This window comes from Pseudomonas sp. R38(2017) (assembly GCF_002112395.1).
Lineage (GTDB): Bacteria > Pseudomonadota > Gammaproteobacteria > Pseudomonadales > Pseudomonadaceae > Aquipseudomonas.
The window spans coordinates 1-26,629 of record NZ_NEHN01000003.1 but is presented as its reverse complement, the minus strand read 5'-3'; the positions used below and the strand labels follow the sequence as shown (position 1 = coordinate 26,629).

Here is a 26,629-nt window from a genome sequence, read left to right as displayed (position 1 = left end):
AACTTGAAACGGGCGCGTTATTGATCCCTGTGAATATTCACTGATAACGCACCCGTTTTTTTATTTATCGGCTATTACGCCGCCGCCAGTACGTTGGTTTTATCCAGGTAATACTTGCCGATACCGTGCAAGTTCAAAGGCGACAGGGTGAAGTGCTTCGAACCGGTATGAATATCGCGGAAGCAACGTTCCAGGAAGTGCGACTTGTAGACCGCTTTGGAGCCGGCCATCGAGTAGAGCTGGTTGACCGCATTGACCGAGTTTTCAGTCAGTACCGAGGCTGCCAGACCGACACGGGCGCTGACCGGTTCGCCGATGGTTTCACCACGGCTGATTACCTGGTGAATCGCATCTTCCAGCAGCAGTTGCGCGGTGTGGACCGAAGAAATGGCGCGACCGGTCTTCTCGAAGATCACCCCTTCCAGGCCCGGGTCGGTGTTGACCGCGCGGTCGTTGCGGAAGTGATCCACCGCAGCCCGGGCCACACCCAGCACGGTGGACATCGCCGCCAGGGTGCCGAACTCGTAGTAACCGGTGGCGTAGGCACGGGAGCTGCGCGCTTCGGGGGACTTTTTCAGGGTTTCGACGTCCAGCGAATACGACTTGTGGACGATGACGTTGGAGCACTGGAAGTGATGGCTGCCGGTGCCGCGCATGCCCAGGGTGTCCCAGGTCGGCAGGATGGTGCACTGGCTGGCGGGGACGAAGAACATCCGCACTTCAGGGGTGGTGTTGTTTTCGGTGCCTTTGACGGTGGCGGTGCAGACCAGCCAGTCGGCGTGGGCCGAGCCGCTGGCGAACGCCCATTTGCCGCTCAGCAGGTAGTTGTCGCCCATTGGCAGCGCTTCGCCGCCGGAGTGGATGGCGCCGATCACGAAACCGTCGCAGTGGTTATAGATCGCTTCGGAAGTGGCTTCCGGCAGGTAGTCCGACAGGCGCCCCATCGCCACCTGAACCGCCAGTTGCCAAGACAGCGAAGCGTCGTACCGGGCAAATTCCAGCACCAGCGCGGAAGTGGTCTGGATATCGACCTGGGAGCCGCCGAATGCCCGGGACACCGACGTACGGCCAAAACCGTCCTTGAAGAACTTGGACATCACATCCTTGTGCGTCGCATTGGTCTGCTCGCTGTAATCGCGGTGCTGAACAATCAGCGGGTTCAGTGCACGCACCTTCTCGAGCCATTCATTGGATTCGGAGGGAAGGCTGTTCCATTGCATTAGATTTTTCATAACGGCTCCTAGCTATTATTTATTTACGATCAGCAGACGAAAAAACAGACGAACTTTTATTGTTGTTAAACCCCGATAAAAATGTACGTCTACAGTCGTACATTTGACAAGCACTATTATCAGACTTCTTTCAATTTCCTATGAAAGTGCAATCGCTGTCCGACAATAACGCAAGGCGCAAGAGACCAACGTAACTTGCAAACAAGTTACGTTGTTCGAATCTTTTAATTACTTCACACCGGCACGCCGGTCACTGACCCGCGACAGCGATGCCCAATCCTGATCCGCCTGACCATGGGCCATGCCGTCCAGCAAGTTGTCCTTCAACACACTGGCAAACGGCAGCGGTACCTGGGCAGCCTCCCCGGCCTCCAGCACCAGACGGACGTCCTTCAATCCCAACGATAATTTGAAGCCGGCCGGCTCGAATGTGTCATCGGCCATCTGCTTGCCGTACCCCTGATAGACCGGAACGGGAAACAGCGTCGAGGTGATCATGTCGATGAATGCCGCACGGCTGATGCCGTAGCCACCGGCCAGAGTCGAGGCTTCGGCCAGCGACTCGATCGCCGAAGCGACCATCAGGTTGGCCGACAGTTTGGCGGCGCACGCCACGTCTGCGGCCTCACCGAAGTGCCAGGTCTTGCGTCCCAGTACATCGAACAGCGGCTGCACCCTGGCCAATGCTTCGGCAGGCCCGGAGGTGAGGATATTCAGATTGCCGGCGGCCGCCACATCGACTCGCCCCAGCACCGGAGCCGAGACGTAACCGACCCCACGGGACTCATGCAGTGCCGACAGCTCCCGGGCCAGTGCCACGGAAACAGTGGACATGTTGACGTGAACGCTACCGGCCTGAAGTCCTTCCAGCACCCCGGAATCGAAGAACACCGAGCGGATCGCCGAGTCATCGCCGAGCATCGAAATCAGCACGTCGGCCTGCGCTGCCAGCGCGGGTGTATCGACAGGTTCGGCGCCGGCCCTGGCCAGTGCTTCCAGCGGTACCGACGAGCGATTCCACACGCGGACCCGATGCCCGGCCTTCAGCAGGTTCAGCACCATCGGCGCACCCATCGTGCCCAGACCGATAAATCCCAGTTCCATGTCGCGCTCCTCTCTCGATGAGGTCTTCAAATCCGTTTGTAAAATGACCCACGATTGCGATTGTACGTGTACAGGCGTACATTTCAAGTGCCGCGTTGATTCATTCTTCGTGGCAAGGGTTTCAAACGTACCTTTACCCAAGGCAAGGAGGCTTTATGCAATTCGGGATCTACACCGTTGGCGACGTCACACAAGACCCTACCAACGCCCGTACCCCCAGCGAATCCGAGCGCATCCAGGCCACCCTGCAAATTGCGCAGAAGGCCGAAGACATCGGACTGGATGTGTTCGCGACCGGCGAGCACCACAATCCTCCGTTCATCACCTCCTCTCCCACCACGCTGCTGGCGTACATCGCAGCGAAGACCCAACGCATCATTCTCTCGACGTCCACCACCCTGATCAGCACCAACGATCCGGTGCGTCTGGCGGAAGAATATTCGCTGCTGCAAAACCTCTGCGGCGGACGCATGGACCTGATGCTCGGCCGTGGCAACACCGCGCCGGTCTATCCCTGGTTCGGCAAGAGCATCGCCGACGCCCTGCCATTGGCGATGGAAAATTATCGCCTGCTGCACCGGCTCTGGCGCGAGGAAGACATCAACTGGAGCGGACGCTTTCGTACGCCGCTGAACCACTTCACGTCGATCCCGCGACCACTGGACGACCTGCCGCCCTTCGTCTGGCACGGCTCGATCCGCACCCCGGAAATCGCCGAACAGGCGGCGTATTACGGCGACGGTTTTTTCGCCAGCCACATCCTCTGGCCCCGGGAACATTTCATGGCGCTGGTGGAGTTCTACCGCACGCGCTTTGCCCATTACGGCCATGGCACACCGGAGCAGGCGATCGTCGGCCTCGGCGGGCACATCTTCATGCGTCGCAACTCCCAGGATGCACGTCGGGAATTCCGTCCTTACTTCGATAACGCGCCGGTGTATGGCCACGGTCCATCCCTGGAAGAGTTCATGGAGATGACTCCGCTGGCCGTTGGCAGCCCTCAGGAAATCATCGACAAGACCCTGACCTTCCGCGAGCACTTCGGCGACTATCAGCGCCAGTTGTTCCTGTTCGACCACGGCGGTATTCCACTGAAGACCGTGCTGGAACAACTCGACATGTTCGGCAAGGAAGTCTTGCCGGTGCTGCGTGAAGAAACCCGTAAACGCCGCTCGCCACTGGCAGCCGAAGCGCCGACTCACGCCAATCGCCTGGCTAGTTTGCAATCCCTGCAACCCTTGCCAGCCGAACCACGCCCGGGCGTCAAAAACCCGCAACATGACAGTGTGACCGGCCACTGAAACCGTGGGAGCATCCGTGCTCCCACATTGATCTCGCAACGGTCAGGCAGCGCCTTTCAGCGGGCGCTGCGCGTCCATCGAAACCACCACATCATCGTTGATCAGCCGCGCCAGATACTGACCGTAACCGGTCTTGCTCATGCTGCCCGCGTGGACCAGCAACTGCGCATCGTCGATCCAGCCCTTGTTGTAGGCGATCTCTTCGAGGCAGGCGATTTTCAGGCCCTGACGCTTCTCGATGGCCTGCACGAAATTACCGGCTTCCATCAACGCATCGTGGGTGCCGGTGTCGAGCCAGGCCATGCCACGGCCCATCACCGAAACGTTCAACTTGCCGCGTTGCAGGTAGACATTGTTGACGTCGGTAATCTCCAGTTCACCGCGCGGCGACGGCTTGATGTCGGCGGCAATCTGCAACACTTCGTTGTCGTAGAAATACAGGCCGGTGACGGCGTAGTTGGATTTCGGATCGCTCGGTTTTTCGCAGATGCTCAGGGCCTTGCCGGCGGCATCGAATTCCACCACGCCAAAGCGCTCGGGATCGGCCACGTAGTAGCCGAACACCGTGGCGCCCTCGTCGCGAGAAGCGGCTTGCAGCAGGGTTTCACCGAAACCGGCGCCGTAGAAAATGTTGTCGCCGAGCACCAGGCAGACGTTGTCTTCACCGACAAATTCACGACCGATGATGAACGCCTGGGCGAGGCCGTCCGGGCTCGGCTGCACCGCATAACTCAGGCTCAGGCCCAACTGGCTGCCGTCACCGAGCATGCGCTGGAAGCCCGGCAGATCTTCCGGGGTGGAGATGATCAGGATCTCGCGGATTTCCGCCAGCATCAGCACCGACAGCGGGTAATAGATCATCGGTTTGTCATACACCGGCAGCGACTGTTTCGAGACGCCCAGGGTGATCGGGTGCAGACGCGAACCGGCGCCGCCTGCCAGCAGAATTCCTTTGTACTTGGCCATGCTTTTTTCCTTTCAAGCAGTGAGATTTGAATGACTGAGTGTTCAGGCCACGAGGGCTACGTTACGTTGCTCGCCGAGACGCTCCAGCGCGTAGGCACCGGACATCACCCGCACCCACCAGGCGCGGTTGTCGAGGTACCAGTCGACGGTTTTCTTCATGCCGCTTTCGAAGGTTTCCTGCGGCGTCCAGCCCAGCGTCGCGTGGATTTTCCCGGCATCGACGGCATAGCGTTTGTCGTGCCCTGGACGATCCTTGACGAAGGTGATCAGGTCGCGGAAGTGCGCAATGCCTGCCGGCTTTTCCGCACCGCGCGCTTCCAGCAAATCGCACAGGGTTTGCACGACTTCCAGATTGGTCTTCTCGTTGTGGCCGCCGATGTTGTAGGTCTGCCCGACTTCACCGCGCGTGACCACCGCATGCAGGGCGCGGGCGTGATCCTCGACGAACAGCCAGTCGCGGATCTGCGCGCCATCGCCGTACACCGGCAACGGTTTGCCTTGCAGCGCGTTGAGGATGACGTGAGGAATCAGCTTTTCCGGGAAGTGATACGGCCCGTAATTGTTCGAGCAGTTGCTCATCACCACCGGCAAACCATAGGTGCGATGCCAGGCGCGGACCAGATGGTCGGAACCGGCCTTGGTCGCCGAATACGGCGAGCTTGGCGCATACGGCGTGCGTTCGGTGAACGCCGGATCTTCGGGTTCCAGGTCGCCATACACTTCGTCGGTGGAAATGTGATGGAAACGAAACGCCGACTGACGCGCCGCATCCAGTCGGTTCCAGTAACCGCGCGCGGCTTCGAGCATCGTGTAAGTGCCGACGATGTTGGTTTCGATGAAAGCTTGCGGGCCATCGATCGAACGGTCCACGTGGGACTCGGCAGCCAGGTGCATCACCGCATCCGGTTGCAGGCGCGCGAACAGTTCGTCCAGCGCCGGCTTGTCGCAGATGTCCACCTGACAGAACCGATAACGCGGCGAGTCGGACACATCGGCCAGCGACTCGAGATTGCCGGCGTAGGTCAGTTTGTCGACGTTGATCACTTCACATTCGGTCTCTTCAATCAGAAACCGCACCACGGCCGAGCCAATGAAGCCCGCGCCCCCTGTCACTAAAATTTTCATCAGCGCCTCCCCTGGCAAAATGATGATTTAACGTCCTTCGATGCTGCCCGCCGTCATGTGCGGTTCAGTTCAACAGTGCCACCCAATATTGCGACAGCCCTTGTTCGAGAATCAGCAGCGTCTGGATGCAGACGAAGCTTTCGTCGGTGGTTGCCGAGGTCGCGTTGAGCGGGCCGAAACCACCGTCCTGCTTCTGATGGGAAGCGATCCAGTCTTTCGATTCCTGCAAATACGTCGGCTGCGCGTCGAGCAGAAACATCGCCGCGATGGCCATGTAAGTGCCCACCAGACTGACCGCTTTGCCCGGCCGGTAATGGAACGAGCCGTTGGCCAGTTGCAGCTTTTGCAGCCAGGCAACGGTCTGTTCGGCATCGACGATGCGTCGGTTGAGAATGAACAGCGTCGACACCACGCGGTACACCGAAAACGCGTCCGGCGGATATCCGGGCTTGTTGGCGAAACCGCCGTCGGCCGAGCGACAGCGCAGGGCAAACGCCATCACGCCCTGTTCGTCCGGCGCCTTGGCCTCAAGCGCGTGCAACGACAGCACTGCCAGGTTGGTGTGCCAGATGTCCGAGCCGAAACCCGGCACATCGCCGAACCCGCCATCGGGGTTCTGACACGCTTGCAGGTAACGCACGCAACCGCCGATATCGTTCGGCAGCGCGCCCAGCACTCGCAGCGACAACACCGCACAGTAGGTCGCGAACACATCGCTCAGATGCCCCGGCTGCTCGGCAAATCCACCGTCGGTGTTCTGCGAAGCCCTGATGCAGTCGATCAGGCTGGCCTTGTTTTCGATTTGCAGGCCCAACGCGTGCAAGTCCGAGATCACATGCAGCCCGGAAAACACCTGCCAGGTTTTGTCGGCACGAAAGCCCAGCGGCGCGGTTTCGGCGGTCAGCCCGTAAGGCGTTTCGTTCGACGCCCGGGCTTTGGCCAGCCACGCCAGATAACGTTGCAGATCGACATTGATGGTCGGCACGCCATTCGGGTGAATGCGTTGCACGTCGCCACCGCCATCGATCACTTGCAGCTCACGATTTACCAACGCCGCATCGTCATGATGAGCAACGGCAACGGCCGGCTCGATGGCCTGCAAGGCGTGGGCGGCGGCGAGCTGGGTTTTCAGGCTCTTCAGGTGCAGCGGCAGGTACGTCAGGTTGCCGATGCTGAAGATCCCCGGCTGACGCGGCGGCGCCCAGAACTGCCGGATGAACGGCACGGTCGGGTCGTCGGGCGTCGACCAGAAGTAGCCCTTGCCCATGAACAGTCCGCCATTGCGGGTGTCATGAAACTCCAGCAAAGCAGCCGTCAGCGAAGCCCGGTCAGCGTCGCTCGAGCCGGACGGCAAGGCCTGAATGGCCTGCAACAGCAACGCCACGTCGTAGGCGGTCTTGATCGGGAACGGCGACTCGTGGTTCTTGTACGTGGTGTGCCAGTCGCAACGCACTTTGCCGTTGATCCCGACCCGGTCCCAATACCCGCCGTAGGCCGGATCGCGGAACAACGCCAGGGTTTGCAGCAGGAACGAACGGGCCAGATTCGACAACGCATTGTCGTCCCGCACATCGGCCAGTTGCGCCAGCACCAGGCTGACCTGAGCACGCACGGCGCAACGGGTCAGCGCCACATCGACACAGGATTGGCTGTCGCTGCCGGCCACCCGGCCGATCAGGTTTTCTGCATGAATCTGCAGGTGCCCGACCAGTCCCAGGCCCAACGGCTCGTTGCCGATGCGCGCCAGCAAAGCCGTGGCGCTGATGTCGAGATCGATCGAGCTCGCCAGCTCCAGCGGAGTCGACCAATCACTGCTGTACAGCCCGGCAACCGTGGAACGGGCGTAAAGCGCTTCGACCTTTTCCAGCATACCGTGGATCACGGCATCGTTAGCCGCGTCCTGCGGCACTCGACGCTGATAGGCAATCAGCGCAGCCAATGCGTCCAGTTGCAGCGCCAGCGTCCGGCAACGCCCCGAACCGTGGGGCGTCCAGTAGCGGTCAGCGAGCTCGTGAAAACCGGCGTTCGGCGCATCGTACAAATGCATCAGCCCGTCGTGGGCAAAACGCAGTTGAACATCGTCACCGTGGTCGGCCTGGTAGAGCGTGGCTGCGACCTGGTCCTGCAACTGCTTGTCAGTGGAAATCGCGACCTCGCCACTGGCATCGGTGACAGCAAAAAAACCGCCGTACTCAATGTCCTTGAGGCCTTGATCAAATACAAACTGCGGATGCAGTGGCATGGTAAATCCCTCTTCCTTGAGGTTAAGCGGCTTTGCTTTCGGTCAGAGACACAACGCTGCCCTGGCACAACTCGATGATGCGCGTCGCGGCGCGGGCGGCACCTTCGCCGTCCGGTGCGGCCACCTGACGATGAGGCGCGTAGTAGGCCGAAGCGCGAGTGTCTTTCTCCAGTTCGCCCTGAATCAGTTCGACGATTGCATCGCGATCGTGACCCAGATGCGTCGGGAAACCGAGCAGCTCCAGGCGGCGTAGCGCTTCGAGTTCGTGGTACTCGGATTTGGACGGCAGCACGAACAGGGTCGGAATCTGCAGCGCGGCGATTTCCGTCACGGTGATCCAGCCCGGCGCCGAAATCAGCAGACTGGCTTCGCGCAGCAGGCCCATCCAGTCCGGGTAGTACGGCACGCAAACCACGCCGTCCTGAGTCTGGATATCCTGACGGCCGAGCAACACCAGTTTCAGTTCCGGATTGCGTTCGCGCAGGACCTTGAAGCTGTCGAGGTAGGCGGCGAGCAGCGCATCCTTGTTCTGCGCAAACATGGTGGTGCCGCTGATCGAGGCAACCACGAACGGCGCATCGCCGAGGTTCAATTGCTCGCGCACGTTCAAGCCGCTCTGCACATTGATGTCGCGGATCATCGGCCCGACAAAATGCGCCTTACCACTGTTCAGTGCTTCAGCCACCGGCGTGCCCTGATCGAGGGAAGCCACATAAGGTTTGTCAGTCAGCACCAACTGGCTCTGATTGATCATCCAGTTGAACTGGCTGTGCAGCGCGGTGCGGGCCCGGGCCATTTCCAGCGAGTTGACCTCGAAACCGCCGTCGGCCAGGTCGTGATCCTGGAGCTGGCAGAGCGTGAAGTCATAACGCTCGGTCACGAACACCAGCGGCGTACCGCTGAAAATCGCGGCCAGGCAGGCGGCCATGTTGTAGTCCGACACCAGGGCGGTCGGTTTGTACTCGTCGATCAGGGCCAGGTAAGACAGAATCCGCTCGCCAGACAGAAAGGTATTGGCGATATAACCGCCGATGTAATTATTCCAGTCGAGTTCTTTCGACAAGTTGCTCTTTTTAGAGTAGTCGACCAGACGTCCGGCGATATCCACTACTTCAACGCCGGACTTTTCGAACATCGGTGTGAAGGTCGGCTGCAAAGAGGCCAGTGCCACGATCAACGGCATGTCCGGACGTTGCTTTTTAATCGCTTGAGCGATCGAAAGCGCGCGCATGTTGTGGCCAGAACCGGTCGGATTGGGGGCAAATAAAATCATTCTTGAATCTCCATTAGTTGAACAACGCCATGAACCACAGTGTTTTCCAATACATCCCTTATCACCACCGAATACGGTTTTATAACTGCACCGTCACCGATATTCAGTGGACCTACCAAGATGGCGCCCTCGCCAATTACACAACGACTACCAATGCGCACCGGAGCCTCCTCCCAAGGCAGTGAGCGGAACGAATGATCATGAGTAGACGCAACAATCGTGACGCCTTCGGCCAGCTCGCTGAAGGCGCCGATGGTCACTCCGCCGGCTGCTTCGATGACCACGCCCGACGCCAGTCGAGCGCCAGTGCCCAGTTCGATGCCGCCCAGTTGCGACATGCCGCCCTGGCGGCTGCTGCGCCCGATCAGAATGCAGTCCCGGGCGATCTCCACCGAAGCCCCGCCGCGCAATTCGGCATCGATCAAGGCATCGTCGCTGATGTCCCAGGTCGCGGTGTCGGGGTTCAACGCCTTGAGGCGTGGCACCGATTGCGTAGAACGATCAAGCATCGACGGCAAGCCTTGACGCGCCCGGTCCCGGACTTTGGCCAGCACGGGCGCAGGGCTTGGCAGGCCGTCTTCGACCACCGTGCGCTGGGCAATGACCCGCGCCGGGCGACCGACCACGATGGCATCGGCCGGTACATCCGACGTCACCAGCGCTCCGGCAGCAATGACCGCTCCCGCACCGATGGAAACGCCGGCGGTCACGGTGGCCTTGGCACCCAGCCAGACGTTTTCGGCAATCTGCACCGGTGCTTGCGCCGTTCCCAGGCAACGTGCGCCAGTGGCAAACATGCTGGACGCGCCAACTGAAGTGAACTGCAAATCACACTTGAATCCGATGAAACAATCATCGGCGACCTGAACGTTTTGCAGGCGGCTGCCAGCACGAATCCAGACATGCCGGCCCAACTCACTCGCGTCATTCACGGTCGTCGAAACTTCAATTACGTTTATGTCGTCCACAATAAAGCCTCATTCCATTGATGCCGGGCACATAAAAATCCGAAAGGCGTGCGTATCCCGCAGATATAATTCCGCCGATGCACAAATAATAATTAACTGTTTATTTAGGGCTTCCATTCAAAGCACGCACAACATTGCGTCTGCGCAACTTATTAACTGACCGGTTCATTCAATTGTCGTTATTCATTAACAACAGGTAGAAGTTCACGCTTGCGCCGATGGCCAAGTCAGTTTTATGTGAAGAAAAGCCGATTCAAGTCTGTCCGTGACTCTGGTGTAGCTCCATTAGGGTGGGATTGTCCTTTAGTACGAATGTTATAGTACAGACGATTTTGTTTTGCAATAGGTGTCAGGATGGTTATCTCGTTTTGGTCTAAAAATTTATTGAACTTTTATGGTGCGCTCTTGTATTAAAACCGTCATATATGCACAGCATTGGTGCAAATTGCGGCTTTATCGGGTTTCCCGATCAGCGCTAACAGGCATCTGTAGGTCGACCCCAGACATTCCGACGGTGCTCACCCACGTTACGGTGGCGACTCAAACTGCTTTGACCTGGAGCCGTCATGCCCGCACCTATCACCGTTCTGCGCGACACCCACCCGCTGCCCGTACTCGACGCCTGCAAATGGGAAAAGCTCGAGGGCGACCCGCACACCGTCAACCTCAACGCCTACACCAGCGAAGACGGCAGCAAGATCATGGGCACCTGGATCTGCACGCCGGGCAAGTGGCGGGTCGATTACGTGAAGTGGGAGTACTGCCATTTCCAGGAAGGCTACTGCGTGATTACCCCGGACGGCATGGAGCCGATCCACCTGCGTGCCGGCGACATCTTCGTCGTTGAGCCAGGCATGAAGGGCACCTGGGAAGTGGTCGAGACCGTGCGTAAATATTTCGTGTTCGCCTGATACAAAAAAGCCGGGAAACCACCCGACGTGATTTCCCGGCAATACAGACCTGTGCCGAGCACAGGCCTGACGACGATTACTGCGGTTTGCGATAGCTGTTGATGATCGCCGAGAAGTCCTTGCCACCCTCTCCGCGCTGACTCATCGCCTGATACAACTGCTGCGCCACCGCGCCCAACACCACCGGCTGATGGGCCTGACGCGCCGCTTCGGTGGCCAGCCCCAGATCCTTGAGCATCAGCTCGGCGCCGAAGCCACCGGTGTAACCGCGCGAGGCCGGCGCCGTTTCGACGATGCCCGGCCAAGGGTTGTACATTTCCGAACTCCAGCAACGACCGGTCGAGCTGTTGATGATCCCGGCAAGCACGCCGGTATCGATCCCCAATGCATCGCCCAGAGCCATCGCCTCGCTGACGCCGACCATCGAAATGGCGAGCAACAGGTTGTTGCAGATCTTGGCGATCTGTCCGGTGCCGACTTCACCGCAATGCACGATGTTGCGGCCCATCTGCGCCAGCACCGGTTGCAGGGTGGCGAACAGTTCGGGAGTGGCGCCGACCATGAAGGTCAACGTACCTGCGGTGGCGCCGCCGGTACCGCCGGAAACAGGTGCATCAGCCATGGCCACGCCTTGTTTGGCAGCAGCCGCTGCCACGTCGCGAGCAGTCTGCGGATCGATGGTGCTGCAATCCACTGCCGGCACACCTTTGCCGATCCCGGCCAGCACGCCGCCCTCACCGAGCCAGACACTGCGGACATGCACGGCGGCCGGCAGCATGGTGATCACCAGTTCTGCGTCTTCAGCGGCTTCACGAGCCGAGGCGCGGATGGTGCCGCCCAGTTGCTCCAGTTCCGCCAGCACGGTTTTGTTCAGGTCCACCAGATTCAGCGAATGCCCGGCCTTGATCAGGTTGCGCGCCATCGGCGCGCCCATGTTGCCCAGACCGATAAATGCGATTTTCATGGCCATTCCTCAGCGCAGGTTAATGGTGGTGTTCACGCCGTCGTTGACACTGTCGTCATCGAACCAGCGCGCCGTGACCGTTTTGGTCTGGGTGTAGAACTGCACCACTTGCTTGCCGTATGGGCCAAGGTCGCCGAGTTTCGAACCGCGCGAACCGGTGAAGCTGAAGAACGGCACCGGCACCGGAATCGGGATGTTGATGCCGACCTGACCGACGTCGATTTCAGTCTGGAATTTACGCGCCGCCGCGCCGCTCTGGGTGAACAGGCCGGTGCCGTTGCCGAACGGGTTGGCGTTGACCAGCGCGATGGCCTGATCCAGGGTGTCGACCTCCAGCACCACCAGTACCGGGCCGAAGATTTCCTGGGTGTAGATCTGCATGTCGGTGGTCACGCCCGAGAACAGGGTCGGGCCGACGAAGTTGCCTTTCTCGTAGCCCGGCACGCTGATATCGCGACCGTCCAGCTCTAGTTTCGCGCCTTCCTTGATGCCGCTTTCGATCAGATCGAGAATCCGCGCCTTGGCCTTTTTCGAAATGACCGGGCCGACATCTGTGCCCGGCTCATTGCCGGCGTTGACCTTGAGTTTCTGCGCCAGCGCTTTCAGATCCGGCAGCCACTGTCTGGCCGCACCCACCAGCACCACTACCGAGGTGGCCATGCAACGCTGACCGGCCGCACCGAAACCGGCACCGACCAGGGCATTGAGCGCTTGCTCGCGATTGGCGTCCGGCAGCACCACCGCGTGGTTCTTCGCGCCCATCATCGATTGCACGCGCTTGCCATGTTTACCAGCCAGGTCATAAACGTGGGTGCCGACGGCGGTCGAACCGACGAACGAAACGGCCTTGATGTCTTTGTGGGTGCACAGGCCATCGACCACGTCCTTGCCACCGTGCACGACGTTCAATACACCGGCCGGAATGCCGGCTTCGATCGCGAGTTCCACCAGCAGCATGGTCGACAGCGGATCCTGTTCGGATGGCTTGAGCACGAAGGTGTTGCCGCAGGCGATGGCCATCGGGAACATCCACAGCGGAATCATCGCCGGGAAGTTGAACGGCGTAATGCCGGCGCAGACGCCGATCGGCTGGCGCAGGGTGTAGGTGTCGACGCCGCCGGCAACGTTTTCGGCGAACTCGCCCATTTGCAGGCTGCCAATGGAACAGGCGTGCTCGACCACTTCCAGGCCACGGAAAATATCGCCTTCAGCGTCAGCGATGGTCTTGCCCTGCTCGGCGCTCAGCACCACGGCAATGCGTTTGGAGTGCTCGCGGATCAACGCTTGCAGCTTGAGCATGATGCGCATGCGCGCGCCGATCGGAGTCAGCTTCCAGGTCTGGAAGGCGCGCTGGGCGGCGCTGACGGCAGCGTCGACTTCAGCGGCGGTGGCAAACGGGACCTTGGCCAGCACCTGCTGGGTCGCCGGGTTGACGATGTCGTGCCACTCGGTGGTCTGCGACTCGACCCACTCGCCGTCGATCAGCAGCTTGACCTTCTGGATCGTGGTTTCGTTGGGCGTAAGCGATGCGTTCATGCTGGTCTCCAGAAATTGTTTTTATCTTGGGAGCCAAGGCGAAAAGTTCGCCTTGAGATGAGGCGTGTGTCGCGAATTGGTTGTCGGACTGTTTTTGGAGTATAGATGTGCAAACTTCTAATAAGAACGCACATATAAGCCCGTCCATCATGCAAAAAAACATCACGTCTTTAGGCTCGCTGAACTGGGACGACCTCAAGTTTTTCCTCGAAGTCGCCCGTACCCGCAAGGCCAGCACCGCGGCCAAACGCCTGGCGGTGGACTACACCACGGTGTCACGCAGAATCAGTTCGCTGGAAGGGGCATTGGGCACATTGCTGTTCGAGAAATCCCGCACCAGCGGTTTCGTGCTGACCGCCGAAGGCCAGCGTCTGCTGAGTTACGCCGAGTCGATCGAAAGCACGCTGCACATGGCCTGCGAACAGGTGTCCGGCTCCGGCGTCGCACTGTCCGGGCATGTGCGCATGGGCTGCACCGAAGGTTTCGGCAGCTTCTTCATCACCCCGCAACTGAGCCACTTCGTCGACGCCTACCCGGCGATTTCGGTGGACATCCTGCCGTTGCCGCACTTCATCAGCTTGTCCAAACGCGAGGCCGACATCGTCATCGCCCTCGAACGCCCGGAACACGGGCCGTACGTGTGCTGCAAACTCTGCGACTACCGCTTGCAGCTCTACGCGACCCAGGAATACCTCGACAAGCACCCACCAATTCGCCGCCCAGCCGACCTGGGCAGGCATCAGTTCATCAGTTATGTGGATGATCTGGCGTTCAGCTCGGAGCTGCTGTATCTGGCGAACGTGGTGCCCGGCGCCAGCGCCAATTTGCGCAGCACCAGCGTAATCGCACAATTCGTGGCGGCGCAGCAGGGGCGCTCGCTGGCGATTCTGCCGTGCTTCCTCGCGGCCCAGGATCCGCGTCTATTGCCAGTGTTGCCGGAAGAAATCGACATCACCCGGCAGTTCTGGATGTACTGCCGGGAGGATCTGCGCAAGTTGAAGCGGATCACCCTGTTGTGGGATTACATCCGCGAGGTGACCGAGCGCAATCAGGCCCTTTTGATGGGGCAGACGCGGGAAATGCAGTTTGCCGATTAATCGGCGCTGACCACGATCGACACCCGGCGGTTTTCGGTGCGGCCGGCTGCGGTGTCGTTGGAAGCGACCGGTTCGCGGCTGCCGAGGCCTTGCAGCTGGATATTCTCTTCCTTCATGCCGACCGTGGTCAGCACTTTACCCACACTCTTCGCTCGGCGCAGCGACAGTTGCTGGTTGTAACTTTCCTTGCCCGAGGCATCGGTGTGGCCATCCACGCGAACCCGCTCGATGCCTACACCCAACAAGGCCTTGCCGATACGCTCGACGATCTCGGTACTTTGCTTGTTCAGGCTTTCGATGTCGCTGCCAAACAGCACTTTGCCCGACAGGCCGAACTCCCAGCCGTCATCGGTCAGTTCAAAGCCTTGCTGCTTGAGCACGGCAATCTGCGCCGGCGTCAGGCCTTTTTGCGGAGCGGTCTGGCAACCGGTCAGGGCCAGCATGGCGGTCAGTAACAGGGTGGAAAACAGTCGAAAGGAAATTGAGAACACGGGTATCAGCTCCTGGTTTGAACGGGATCGACCGGGTGCTCCGACCCGGCGGTGAATTGGGCGCCGCGGGACAGGCGCTTTGCTTGATACATCGCGGCATCCGCCGCATCGAGCAAGGTGCCGGGCGTGGCGCCATGGTCGGGGTAAACCGCAATGCCGATACTGAGCGAGGTCACCACACTGGTGTCGCCCGGCAATGCAATCGGGGTGTCCATGCTGGCGAGTATCTTGTCGGCAATGCGCTCGGCGTCTTCGGTCTTGTGCAACGGCGTCAACAGCACGGCAAATTCATCGCCGCCCAGACGCGCCACCAGATCCTCTTCGCGCAACTGCGCCCGCACCCGGTTCGCTACCGCCACCAGCACCGCATCGCCAGCCGCATGGCCAAAGTTGTCATTGATCTCCTTGAAACGATCACTGTCGAGAAACAGCACCGCTGCACGCTCGTTGAGTTTGTTGGCGCTGCGCAATGCACGAATCAGACGCCCCTCGAAAAACGCCCGGTTGGGCAGTCCCGTGAGGCTGTCGTGAGTGGCCTGGTGGGCAAGGGTTTCGTTCTCGTTTTGCAGGTGGGTCTGCCACGATTCCAGCTCATCGAGCAGAGCGTTGAAGTCGTTGCCGAGGTTGTCGAGCTCGGCGATTTTCGCCGGTGGCACCCGCCGGTCCAGTGCCCGTTCACTGCGGGCGGCGTGGGCCACTCCCGCCAGGCTGTGCAGCGGACCGATGATCCCGCGCAACTGACGGCGCGCCAAAAAGAGCGCCACCCAGGCGCTGATCGCGGTGCAGAGAATGATGCCCGCCAGACCGCTCAACAGAAACTGCATCAGGCTGCCACCGTGACCGATCAACAGGATCCGGCCGATCTCGCGATCCTGGTGCAGGATCGGCAGGCTGATCGGTTTTTCCAGCACTATCCGTGTGATCTGCATTTCCAGCCCGGAAAAAAAACCGTTTTCCGGACGCTGCCATCGCGCCAGCAACTGACCCTGACTGTCCAGCACCTGCGCGTCCGCCACTTCTTCGGTCGAGGCGATCAATGCCAGCGCCTCCGTTGCGGCAGGCTTGTCGTTGAACACCACCGCCGCTTCCACGGTGTAACTGATCGAACGAGCGATCAGGTGAAGGTTGTGATCGGCATAGACCCGCAGCGCCAAAACGCCAAGCAGGGTCAGGGACACACTGGCCATCGCCACGGCAACCAGCGCCACGATCAAGTGCCCGCGACCTATGACCGAACCCAGGGTCGGACGCCCTGTGGATTTGTCGCGCCTCATGGGGCCGCCGGCTTGCGGCGTGACAACTGCAGCACGCTTGGATGAATGCGTACGCCGCTGCGGGCGACGGAGTCGAGATTGACCTCGAAAGATACCTGCTCATCACCGACTCGCAGACAGAACAGACTGCCGACCGTGCACTGATCACCGCCCTCGCTGATGCTCAATACCGGATGGCCGATCAGTGAAGCGAACAGTCGACTGCGTTCATCGGAAGTGAGTTTGCCGATGTATACCGCATCGCACTCGCTGACGATAGACGGGTTGTCGGCCAGCAGGCGACGCACAGTGACAGGTCGCCCCGTGGCCTGCGTCGTGCCTTTCACCAGATCATCGGTATATTCGGTTGGGCCGACGATGCACAGGCGCAATTGTGCAGGCTCAACCGGCCAGCGGGCATAGCTGAGAATACCGAGGACCACTTGAGTAACGGACTTGGCCCTTTGTTCGGCCATGCCCATCGGTGTTTGCGGCTGGGCAGCAGCCACACCCGTGAGCAGACAGAGCAGACTGACAAGCAACGCTCGCTTGCAGCCAACTACGCGTTCTGTCGCCCAGACAGCCAGCTTCATGCAGGGATTCTCTTGGATCGTAACGAGATGATGCCGCAACGATAGCACAGCGTTGGAACGCCAGCGATACAGCACCCTCTGACCGGCTGGTCAGATAACGCCGACAAGCGTCAGCATTTTCATCCTCGAGCCCCCGCGCGCTCTTCCAGTTCCAGCATCAAGCCGCTCAAGCGCTTGACCTTGCGCTGCACCGCTTCCTCAAACACTCCGGCTCGCGGTTCGATCAAGGTGAACCAATGCTTGGCTCGGGTAATGCCGGTGTAGATCAGCTCTTTGGTCAGCACCGGATTCAAGGCGTCCGGAAGGATCAGCGCGGTATGGGCAAACTCCGAGCCTTGCGACTTGTGCACCGTCATCGCGTACACGGTTTCCACATCATTGAGCCGGCTCGGCAACACGAACCGTACCCCGCCGCGCCCGTCGTTACGAGGGAACGCCACCCGAAGGACTGCTTCACCGGCGTTCGGCCCATCCCGTTCGGGCAATTTGAGAGCGATGCCGATATCACCGTTCATCAGCCCCAGACCGTAGTCATTGCGGGTCATCAGGACCGGACGACCTTCATACCATTGCTGGTCGCTGTCGATCAGCCGGGCCTTGAGCAGCGCTTCGGTGATGCGTTGGTTCAGCCCCTCGACACCCCACGGCCCTTTGCGCACGGCGCACAGCAGCTGGAACGTATCGAAGGCCTGTAAGACTTCCCGAGCCCAATCGAGCCAACCGGGGTGTTCAAGAGTTGCTCCGGCAAGCGGGCGCTTATTGCGCAGAACGCTCAGATAATGCCGATAACCGTGCGGACCTTCACCATGCCCTTCCAGAACAAGACGCTCCAGTGCGTGGTCGTGTTCACCCTTGAGCGCCAACGAATACACATCTTCGTGGCTTCGCGCTGCCAACAACTGGCGAGCCTCATCCGGCAATTGCTGATTCACCCTGCGAGCAAGCTGGCCGATCCCACTGCCCTCGCCAAAACGCCGCGAGTGACGCAACATCACCACTTGCTGCGCCAACGGGTGCGTACCGTCGCTGTCCTCGTGCAAACCGCTGTTCTGCAAAGACTCGCCGCTCACGGACTCCAGCCACTGGCGGGTCTGCGGACTGTACCAACCCGCCTCCGCATCGCGGCACAGATCCCCCAGTACTGCACCGGCCTCGACGGAGGCCAGTTGATCCTTGTCGCCCAGCAATACCAGACGAGCGTGTGACGGCAACGCATCAAGCAGGTTGGCCATCATCTCCAGGTCAATCATGGATGCTTCGTCGACCACCAATACATCCAGTGGCAGACGGTTACCGGCATGGTGACGGAAGTGTCGGGTGCCAGGACGGCTGCCGAGCAAACGGTGAACGGTGGTGACCTCGGAAGGAATCTTTTCCCGAACGGCGTCGGCGACTTTCAGCGATTGCACTTGCTGGCTGATGGACTCGGTCAACCGCGCAGCCGCCTTACCCGTAGGGGCAGCCAGGCGAATTCGCAGTGGCTGACCGGCTTCGACCGCAGGAGCCTGAAGCAACGCCAGCAAGCGTACCACCGTGGTGGTCTTGCCGGTGCCAGGCCCGCCCGTGACGATGCTGAAGGCGCCTCGGGTCGCCAGTGCGCAGGCGAGTTTCTGCCAGTCGATCGCATTGGTTTTCTTGGCCGATCCGAATAACTCGTCCAGTCGCTGCGACAGGTCGCCCGGCGTCGGTTCATGCTCTGCCAAGCGCTGACGCAGTGCAGTGTCGATGCGTCGCTCGTAGGCCCAGTACCGCCGCAAGTACAGGCGTTTGCCGGACAGCACCAGCGGGCATTGCCGTGCAGACTCACTGTCGTCGGCAGCCAGCGCCACCAGCGAACTGCCGGCCAGCACCTTGCACCAGTGCGTCCCTTCAAGGGACTCCAGCAATTGCGATGGCAGCAACAACACACCCGATTGCACGTCACCTTCCGGCGGCAGGGACAGGGCGAAGTCCGGGGCCTTGAGGGTTTCAAACAAATCCAGGCACACATGACCGTGGCCGAGTTGATGACTGGTCAACGCAGCGGCAAGCAATACCAACGGATCAACGTCAGGCGCCAACTCGTAAAGAAATGCCACGAATGCCTTGTCCAGCGCCCGCAGCCATCCACGCTCGACCCAGAGGTTCAGTAACTGCAACAGGTCATGGGCTCGCGTAAGAGGGGTGAGCTGCGCCAAGCCGTCGGCATCCAGCGAAACCGGCGGAAAATCCGCGAAGGTGCGGCTCATAGCAATTCTCCCTGCTCCCACACGGGCTCGGCCTTCGATTCCGGTTTGCCCTGGAACATCCGGTCCAGACGCTCGATCAGCTCCCGCGGCGGCCGCACGAAATACACGCCACCACTGTCAGCACGAGTGCCCCGCAGGAACAGATACAGCGCACCGCCAACATGCCTGTCGTAATCGTAATCGGCGAGGCGGGCCTTGAGCTGACGATGCAGTGCCAGCAGATACAGTACGTACTGCAGGTCGTAACGGTTTTCCAGAATCGACTGCTCCATGGCCTGCTCGGTGTAGGCGGCGTCATCGACGCCCAGCCAGTTGGATTTGTAGTCCGCCACGTAGTAACGACCGTCATGTTCAAAGGTCAGATCGATGAAGCCTTTGAACATGCCGTTGAGCTGCACCGCTTCGGCGGCGACCCGGGCAACGCCGTTGTGGGTGAACTTGCGGACCTGTTCGTCGAGTCTGACGACATCGACCTTGTGGCTGGCGAACCAGAACTCCATCTCGACCCGATACTGTTTCAATTGCTCCAACACCACCGGTGGTCGACCGGTGCCTGCGGGCATCGGCGATTTGAGCAGGTGCTGCAGCCAGTCGCTGAGGGTCGTGATCCAGCCTTCCCAGCCGCGACGATTGCAGCGTCGGGCGATCGCGTCTTCCAGTACCTCGCGCGAAACCGCGAACCCTTCATCGCCTGCCCACTCGAGCAGTCCGTGGAGAAACGTCCCCGGATTCGGTCCTCGGGGGAAGCGGTGAATCTCGGCACCTCCCGGAATGATCTCGCGAGGAGCATCGGGCTCAAGGCGCTCGTCGTCGAACAGTTTCTGCGCTTGCGGACTGTCCGGCGCCTCTTCACTGCCCATGCTCAACTCGTCACTGATGCGCAAGGCACTGTAGGAGGCGATCCACCAGTTTTCGCTGGCCTTGCGTTTGGGGATCAACGTGGCACTTGGGATCGCTTCGTTGCGTGGTGGCTGGTAGCGCTCACTGGTTGCCAGTGGCATTTCAACGATGCTCAGCGCAGAACAATGTTGCTGCAGATCGTCGAGCCAACGGGTCAGACCGCTGGACTCACTCAATGACGCGCCACCACCCACCAGATAGCCAAGTGCTGAAAGATGCAGGACCGAGCTGCTGTTATTGCCGCGTTTGAGGTCCGTCACGCCAAGCCAGCAGGCATGTTGTGCGCGGGTCAGTGCAACATAGAGTAATCGCAGGTCCTCCGCCAGACGCTCATTGTCGGCCAGGGCAATCAGCTCGGCATCAGGCTTGAGACTGACTTGAGCTTTGCCGGATGCATCGTGGTAATGCAACGGCAGACGGCTACCGTCCACGGGTTTGGCTGAGCAGATGAAAGGCAGAAACACCAACGGATACTCAAGCCCCTTGGACTTGTGAATGGTCACGACCTTAACCAGTTGCTCGTCGCTTTCAAGGCGCAGGATCTGCTCCTCACCCGCGTTACCGGACAGCGCAAGGTGCTCGGCCAAATGCCGGATCAGCGCCTGCTCGCCATCGAGTTCGGAGGCCGCCTGCTGCATCAGCTCCGACAGGTGCAACAGGTTAGTCAGCACCCGCTCACCATCACTGCGCGCGATCAAGGTTTGCGGCAGATGGAAGTCATGCAGAAAGCGCCGCAGCATCGGCAGCACGCCTTGTTTGCGCCAGATCTCACGGTAGGCTCGGAACTGCATGACGCGTGCTTCCCAGACCAGTTCGTCCTGATTCAGGCGTTCCAGCTCAGTCAACGGCAGATTCAACGTGGTGCAGGCCAGGGCTGCTTTCAACGAGCGCTCGACATCCGGTTCGGCACAGGCCTTGAGCCAGGCCAGAAGATCATGGGCCTCTTGGGCCGCGAAGACAGAGTCCTTGTCCGACAGGTAAACACTGCGCACCCCTCGGGCAGCAAGCTCACCGCGTATTGCTTGAGCCTCTTTGCCGTCACGCACAAGAATTGCGATATCCGCCGGTTGCAGCCCGCGAAAATCCTTGCCGTCCTGCGCGAAACCAGCGCTGCCGACTTGTCCGCCATTGAGCAGGGCAGTGATTTCACTGGCGCAGGCCGCCGCCAGCTGCTGGCGATAGACCGCACCAGAGACTGGTTGCTCGGTGGATAAATGCCAGATATTCAGCGCAGGGACGTCTTGCCCGGAAATCTGCAAATGCTCCTTGCGCCCCTGAGAGTCCACGGGCTGAAACGGCACCGGGTTGTCACCGTTTTTCTCTCGAAACAGAAACGCGCCGCGTCCCTGTTCGCGGGACTCGGCGCGCTCGAACACTTGGTTTACTGCACGGACCATCCCATGACTGGAGCGGAAATTCGTACCCAGTGTATGCAGTCGCCCTGAGGTGGCTATTCGCGCGCGCAGGTAGGTGTAGATGTCCGCACCACGGAAGGCATAGATCGCCTGTTTCGGATCACCGATCAGAAACAGTCCGGTCTCGGGATTGTTTTCCTCGATGCGATAGATGTTCTCGAAGATCCGGTACTGCACCGGATCCGTGTCCTGGAATTCGTCGATCAGGGCGACCGGAAATTGCTCGCGGATAAGTGTGGAGAGTCGCTCGCCACCTTCGGATTTCAGGGCTGCGTCGAGTCGCAGCAGCATGTCGTCGAAACCCATTTCGGCGCGTCGACGCTTCTCTTCTTCAAAACGCTCGCCCACCCATTTGGCGGCGTGCTGCAGCACCGCAGCATCGGGGGTTGGCAGCCCGTCGAGGCTCGACTTGAGTGCCTGCATTGCGTCCAGTCCCGGATGGCTCGGTGGCTCGCCTTTCCAGGCATCGGCCATGCCGTCAGGCGTGAGCCGGGTAAATCCGGTACCAATATCCAGTTGTTCCAGTGATTCGTCTTCAGCCCAGGCCTTGAGTTTTTCGAACCAGGGCTCGAAGTAGCGGGCCTGCATCTTGCGTCCGTCGACTGTCTTGCTGGCAACGCCCTGATGACAAATGGTGAGCAACTCATCCGCCCACTGCTGCCAGGGCTTCTTCAATTCAACCAATGCCGCGCGGCGTTCCAGCAGGTACTCTTCGATCAGCTCGGTCGGAGATTTGCCTTCGGCTCCGTCACGTTCAGTACCAAAGAGAGCACGTACGCGAGGCAAGAGAGCGGCAGGACCTCCCCAGTTAGTGCGTACCCAGTTCAGGGCGTCACCCTGCATCGGATAGCAGAACAGGCGCCAGTAATCACGGAGCACTTCGCCGAGCAGATCGCTGTGATCGGTTTCGAGGGTCTGGGTAAACAGGCTGCCGCTATCGAATGCATGTTCGCGCAACATTCGCTGGCACCAGCTGTGGATCGTCGAGACGGCAGCCTCGTCCATCCATTGCGCGGCGATATCCAGACGGTTAGCGCAACCGGGCCATTGCTGAGGGTCGAACTGCGCGCGCAACTCATCGATCAACGTATCAGGAGGCGACGTCTCATCACGGAAGAAGCGTGCGGCCTCAGCCAGACGTGTGCGAATACGTTCGCGCAACTCCTTGGTCGCTGCGTCGGTGAAGGTCACCACCAGAATCTGCGGTGGCAGCAGCTCGCGACCGAAGCCATTCGCCTCGCCTCCGTGGCCAAGGATCAGGCGCAGGTACAACGCGGAGATGGTGAACGTCTTGCCAGTACCCGCGCTGGCCTCGATCAGTTGACTGCCCTTCAATGGAAACGCCAAGGCAAGTGGCTGCTTTTTACTCATGAACGCCCCCCCTCGTTGGCCAATGATTGCCAGGGAGCTTCGAGCACCGGGCGGTACAGAGCGTTGCACCAATCGGTGAATGTCTCCTCCGCCAGCAACGCATCGTAATCCGGGAACTGCCGCGCCAATGCGGGGCTTTCGCGTCTCTCGCCTTCGCTGGTCTGGCCATCACCTTCATAGGCTTTGCGTGCAGAGGCTTCAGCCTTCAGCGGGTCATTCTGACCCAGCCATGCAAAAGCGGTTTTCACCGCAACCGGGAGCGGTTGACACATTCCTGACTGCCAGGCGAGCAGCAGGTCTTCGAGTATTCTCCAGGCTCGATCTTGTTCCATCGGTTCAAGCAAAAGGGTGTCGTCACTGGCGACCAGCGCCGTAGTCAGAGAAAGCCCACTCGCACAAGCGACCAGATGATTGACCCATGGTTTGGTCAGACGGTGCCATTTGCGGTTCTTGATCGAACCGATGCTGTTGGGGATCGTCGTCACCGACAGCACACCTCCGTCGGCGCGTTGATGAAGACCTCCAAGCCATCCTTCCAGGCGTAATCCCTGCCATTCAAGATTGATCGGGACCGCGCTGGTCAACGGAGTCGGCCAAAGCATCAGTAGCTGCTGATAGCGTTGCAGCAAATCAGGAAGCGGTTCGATCAACTCTCGCTGCAGGCACTCACCGAATCCCGCCATGGGCAGCAGCCCGCTGTTTTGCAGGCGCCGAGCCTGAGCCTCAAGCGCCTGATCAACACCCTCCGGATGTCTCAAGGCCGCTTCGAGCAAACTGTCACTTAGGGTATATCGCTGCAACGCATCCAGCACAAACGGCTCTTCATCGGCTTGAGGTACTTGTGCCGCTTCAAAGTAAACTTTCAATCGCTGAGTGAAAAAGTGTCGCACCGGATTGCGCAGGAAATCCTGCAGCAGTGCGAGACTCAACGGCTCCTCCTGGACATGGGGTTCAAGCATTCCTTTCCCATCAACAGGCTCATGACGTTGATGCAGCACCTGCCATTCGCTGGCGTAACTGAACAGTTCATTTCCCTCATGGAAGTAACGTGAACTGAATGGCTGCAGCGGGTGCTCCTGAGTCATGGCATGCAGAATATCCGCGCCTTCATCTATGGTTCGCCAACCGTTGGCGAGATGATCCCGCAACTGCCCGATCAGCACCGAGGGTGGCCGCTCACTGTTGTCACGAATACTGCGTCCAACCCAACTGATGTAGAGCTGCTGACGCGCGGACAACAGTGCTTCGAGCAACAGATAGCGATCATCCTCACGGCGGGAGCGATCTCCCGGCCGGTAATCGCTGCCCATAAGGTCGAAGTCCAGTGGTGGTTGTGCCCGGGGATAATCGCCATCGTTCATGCCCAGAAGGCAAACCAACTTGAATGGAATTGCCCGCATCGGCATCAGGGTACAGAAGTTCACTGCACCGGCCAGGAAACGTTGGGACAGACGCCCCTGGTCCAACCCGGCCAACCAGGCTTCGCGAACAACGGTCAGCGGTAACTCGTCTTCCAGTCCGACAGACTCACAGGTCTCCAGCCATGTTCCGCGCAGCTCCTCTAGCTGACTCAGCAAGTAGTCGTCATGCTCATTGCTCGCTTTGAAAAACACCTGCATCAGTACCTGCAACCGGCTCCCCCACTCTTGAGGTTTCGCAGGCTTCAGAAATTGCTGGTGCGAGTACTCCAAGGCGTCCAGCAAGGCAACCAGAGGGCCGATCAACGCGGCATCGAGACCGCCAATTTCATCGTAGGGTTCAATCCCCGCGCAGGCACTTGAGTCGCCAACCGCATATCCGAGGAGCATCCGCCTCAGGCCGAAACGCCAACTGTTCTGCTCCAGTTCATTTGGCAAACCCAGTCCGGCGCGCTGGTCTGCATCCATCCCCCAACGCACACCGGCACCTTCGATCCAGCGATGCAGAGTCGGCAAGTCCCGCTCCTCCATACCGAACCGTGCGCGTAATGCCGGAACGTCGAGCAAGTCGAGGATTTCGCTGACGGGGAAGCGACTGTCTGGCAGTTTGAGCAGATGTTCGACAGCGATCAGTAATGGATCGCGACCGCGTTGCCCTTGGTCTGCCAGTGTGAAAGGAATGAACCGTGGATCATGACGATCCAGCTGCCCGAACACCGCACGGACATGCGGCGCATAACTGTCGATGTCGGGCACCATGACGATCACGTCGCGGGGGCGCAGTGCGGGATTGGCGCTGAATCGAGCCAGAAGCTGATCGTGGAGAATCTCGACCTCGCGCTGTGCACTATGCGCGATGTGGAATCGAATCGATTGATCCTGTTTCAGATCGACCTCAGACCAGAGCTCACGTGTTTCGCTGAGCGGACGCAGCTCCAGAATGTCATCCTGCAGTTGATTGAGCATGTTTTGCGGGGCTGTTTCGCTGAACATGTCGATACGACCATTGCGAAATGCTGCGCGATAGCTGTTGGGATCGTCATAGCTATCGAGCAGATTGATGTAGTCACGACCTTGCTTGCCCCAGGCCGCGAGCAGCGGGTGGGCATGTTGGTGCAGCGACTCCGAGTCCAGAACCACAGGCATGCCATTCTTTCGAGCTTGGCGTTTGTATTGATGACGCAACAGATCCTTGTCAGCAACGATATCGGCCCAATGATAACGGCAAGGATTGTGGACACAGAGCAGGACCTGGCTGAACCGGGCCAGCCCTGCTAAAGCTTCGAGTACTTGTGCGGGCAATGAGGAAATCCCGAAAACAATGACTCGTGACGGCAAGCCTGCCGGTGCTTTTTCAAGGCTGTAGATGCACTCGATGAATCGCTGGTGCACACCCGCACGGCTTTGAGCCATGCCTTGTTCACCGACATCCTCAAGCAATGCCCGCCACAGTTCTGCCTGCCAGCAATTGGTGGTGGGCAGCGGTTTAATTTCGCCTCTGACATTTCGTAGTTGATGTCGCCCCTCGGCCCAATCCTCAAGCCAGTCGGCACGGTACACCTGATACTGGTCGAACAGATCTGCCAGACGTTCGGACAGCTGGTAACGCTTGCGCAAGTCGGAGTCATGGGTCAGGAATCGTTGCAGGGGTTCGAAATGCGGCAGGTCGATGACCTGCGGTAACAAGCGCATCAGTCGCCAGGTCAGAGGTGCCTTGTCGAGCAAGGACTTTGCCGGGATCTCATCTCGTCCCAGGACCGTGCGGTAAAGCTGCCACATGAAACTGCCCGGCAACTGCACATCAATTGCGGCGGCAATACCGCAGCCGCCAAGATCATCCTCTTCAGGATCCTCGGCTAACGCCAACTTGAGCCATTGGGCAATGCCGTTGCTTTGCACAAGCGCAATTTCGTTTTCCAGGGGAGCCAGCGGATAGCGCCGCATTATGCTGATCACAAGGCTGCGCAGTTCGTCCAGGCTGTTGCTCTGAACCACCATGAATGCAGCGTTGAGGGACTGAGTGTCCGGCATGAAGGCTTCCTTGGAAAAGTACAAAAGCTAGGGCTGAACCTTAGCATTGTCGGCTGGTGAGGGCAGCCGCAAGGCGTCCGAGAATGCTGTACGAACTTTCCTGCGGGCAAAACAAAACCCCAACTGCTTTCGCAATTGGGGTTTCGGAATTTAATCTTGACGATGACCTACTCTCACATGGGGAAACCCCACACTACCATCGGCGATGCA

18 protein-coding genes are annotated in these 26,629 nt (G+C 59.6%); 3 read left to right on the top strand and 15 right to left on the bottom strand.

Going from position 1 to position 26,629, the window contains the following annotated elements; all coding sequences use genetic code 11:
- Positions 1 to 74: 74 nt before the first annotated feature.
- Both CAF87_RS06920 and CAF87_RS06915 read right to left on the bottom strand, forming a co-directional pair.
- The gene (locus tag CAF87_RS06920) at positions 75 to 1,232 is read right to left on the bottom strand and encodes an oxidoreductase (RefSeq protein ID WP_085734072.1); all 1,158 of its coding nucleotides are present in this window, start codon (positions 1,230 to 1,232) and stop codon (positions 75 to 77) included.
- A gap of 228 nt (positions 1,233 to 1,460) precedes the next feature.
- Complete coding sequence (locus tag CAF87_RS06915) at positions 1,461 to 2,423, bottom strand: NAD(P)-dependent oxidoreductase (RefSeq protein ID WP_256576074.1); 963 nt, start codon at positions 2,421 to 2,423, stop codon at positions 1,461 to 1,463.
- 68 nt (positions 2,424 to 2,491) lie between these two features.
- Here CAF87_RS06915 and CAF87_RS06910 point away from each other — a divergent pair, with 68 nt between their 5' ends.
- Positions 2,492 to 3,637: an LLM class flavin-dependent oxidoreductase gene (locus CAF87_RS06910; protein WP_085734074.1), complete on the top strand. Its 1,146-nt coding sequence runs from the start codon at positions 2,492 to 2,494 to the stop codon at positions 3,635 to 3,637.
- Positions 3,638 to 3,679: 42 nt separating this feature from the next.
- On the opposite strand, the gene rfbA is transcribed toward CAF87_RS06910, so the two are convergent.
- The 5 genes from rfbA to CAF87_RS06885 all read right to left on the bottom strand — a co-directional run bounded on the left by rfbA (position 3,680) and on the right by CAF87_RS06885 (position 10,040).
- Positions 3,680 to 4,603 carry a glucose-1-phosphate thymidylyltransferase RfbA gene (gene rfbA, locus CAF87_RS06905; RefSeq protein ID WP_085734075.1) on the bottom strand — a complete coding sequence of 308 codons (924 nt, stop codon included), beginning with the start codon at positions 4,601 to 4,603 and terminating at the stop codon, positions 3,680 to 3,682.
- 42 nt (positions 4,604 to 4,645) lie between these two features.
- The gene (rfbB, locus tag CAF87_RS06900) at positions 4,646 to 5,728 is read right to left on the bottom strand and encodes a dTDP-glucose 4,6-dehydratase (RefSeq protein WP_218189731.1); all 1,083 of its coding nucleotides are present in this window, start codon (positions 5,726 to 5,728) and stop codon (positions 4,646 to 4,648) included.
- A gap of 64 nt (positions 5,729 to 5,792) precedes the next feature.
- The gene (locus CAF87_RS06895; protein WP_085734076.1) at positions 5,793 to 7,970 is read right to left on the bottom strand and encodes a prenyltransferase/squalene oxidase repeat-containing protein; all 2,178 of its coding nucleotides are present in this window, start codon (positions 7,968 to 7,970) and stop codon (positions 5,793 to 5,795) included.
- A gap of 22 nt (positions 7,971 to 7,992) precedes the next feature.
- Complete coding sequence (locus tag CAF87_RS06890; RefSeq protein ID WP_085734077.1) at positions 7,993 to 9,243, bottom strand: hypothetical protein; 1,251 nt, start codon at positions 9,241 to 9,243, stop codon at positions 7,993 to 7,995.
- A complete protein-coding gene (locus CAF87_RS06885) occupies positions 9,240 to 10,040 on the bottom strand; it encodes a DapH/DapD/GlmU-related protein (protein ID WP_256576075.1) in 801 nt (266 codons plus the stop codon). Before CAF87_RS06885 ends, CAF87_RS06890 begins: the two co-directional genes overlap by 4 nt.
- Positions 10,041 to 10,777: 737 nt before the next feature.
- Here CAF87_RS06885 and CAF87_RS06880 point away from each other — a divergent pair.
- Positions 10,778 to 11,122, top strand: a complete 345-nt coding sequence (locus CAF87_RS06880) for a cupin domain-containing protein (RefSeq protein WP_007953863.1) — start codon at positions 10,778 to 10,780, stop codon at positions 11,120 to 11,122.
- A gap of 76 nt (positions 11,123 to 11,198) precedes the next feature.
- Here CAF87_RS06880 and mmsB read toward each other — a convergent pair whose 3' ends face one another.
- Entirely contained in the window at positions 11,199 to 12,086 is an 888-nt protein-coding gene (gene mmsB, locus CAF87_RS06875; protein WP_085734079.1) for a 3-hydroxyisobutyrate dehydrogenase, read from the bottom strand.
- Between the two features lie 9 nt (positions 12,087 to 12,095).
- Complete coding sequence (locus CAF87_RS06870; protein WP_085734080.1) at positions 12,096 to 13,622, bottom strand: CoA-acylating methylmalonate-semialdehyde dehydrogenase; 1,527 nt, start codon at positions 13,620 to 13,622, stop codon at positions 12,096 to 12,098.
- A gap of 149 nt (positions 13,623 to 13,771) precedes the next feature.
- On the opposite strand from CAF87_RS06870, the gene CAF87_RS06865 reads away from it, so the two are divergent.
- The gene (locus CAF87_RS06865) at positions 13,772 to 14,719 is read left to right on the top strand and encodes a LysR family transcriptional regulator (protein ID WP_085734081.1); all 948 of its coding nucleotides are present in this window, start codon (positions 13,772 to 13,774) and stop codon (positions 14,717 to 14,719) included.
- Here CAF87_RS06865 and CAF87_RS06860 read toward each other — a convergent pair.
- From CAF87_RS06860 to recC, 6 genes are all read right to left on the bottom strand, one after another.
- Positions 14,716 to 15,162 carry an OmpA family protein gene (locus tag CAF87_RS06860; protein WP_371850998.1) on the bottom strand — a complete coding sequence of 149 codons (447 nt, stop codon included), beginning with the start codon at positions 15,160 to 15,162 and terminating at the stop codon, positions 14,716 to 14,718. The genes CAF87_RS06865 and CAF87_RS06860 overlap by 4 nt on opposite strands.
- A 53-nt stretch (positions 15,163 to 15,215) precedes the next feature.
- Positions 15,216 to 16,484, bottom strand: a complete 1,269-nt coding sequence (locus CAF87_RS06855; RefSeq protein WP_085734083.1) for a diguanylate cyclase domain-containing protein — start codon at positions 16,482 to 16,484, stop codon at positions 15,216 to 15,218.
- Positions 16,481 to 17,056: a YfiR family protein gene (locus CAF87_RS06850; protein WP_085734084.1), complete on the bottom strand. Its 576-nt coding sequence runs from the start codon at positions 17,054 to 17,056 to the stop codon at positions 16,481 to 16,483. The genes CAF87_RS06855 and CAF87_RS06850 overlap by 4 nt, the downstream gene beginning before the upstream one ends.
- Before the next feature lie 119 nt (positions 17,057 to 17,175).
- On the bottom strand, positions 17,176 to 19,284 hold the full coding sequence (gene recD / locus CAF87_RS06845; RefSeq protein ID WP_085734085.1) for an exodeoxyribonuclease V subunit alpha: 2,109 nt from the start codon (positions 19,282 to 19,284) through the stop codon (positions 17,176 to 17,178).
- Complete coding sequence (gene recB, locus CAF87_RS06840) at positions 19,281 to 22,970, bottom strand: exodeoxyribonuclease V subunit beta (RefSeq protein WP_085734086.1); 3,690 nt, start codon at positions 22,968 to 22,970, stop codon at positions 19,281 to 19,283. The genes recD and recB overlap by 4 nt, the downstream gene beginning before the upstream one ends.
- Positions 22,967 to 26,419, bottom strand: a complete 3,453-nt coding sequence (gene recC, locus CAF87_RS06835; RefSeq protein WP_085734087.1) for an exodeoxyribonuclease V subunit gamma — start codon at positions 26,417 to 26,419, stop codon at positions 22,967 to 22,969. Before recC ends, recB begins: the two co-directional genes overlap by 4 nt.
- Between the last annotated feature and the right edge of the window lie 210 nt (positions 26,420 to 26,629).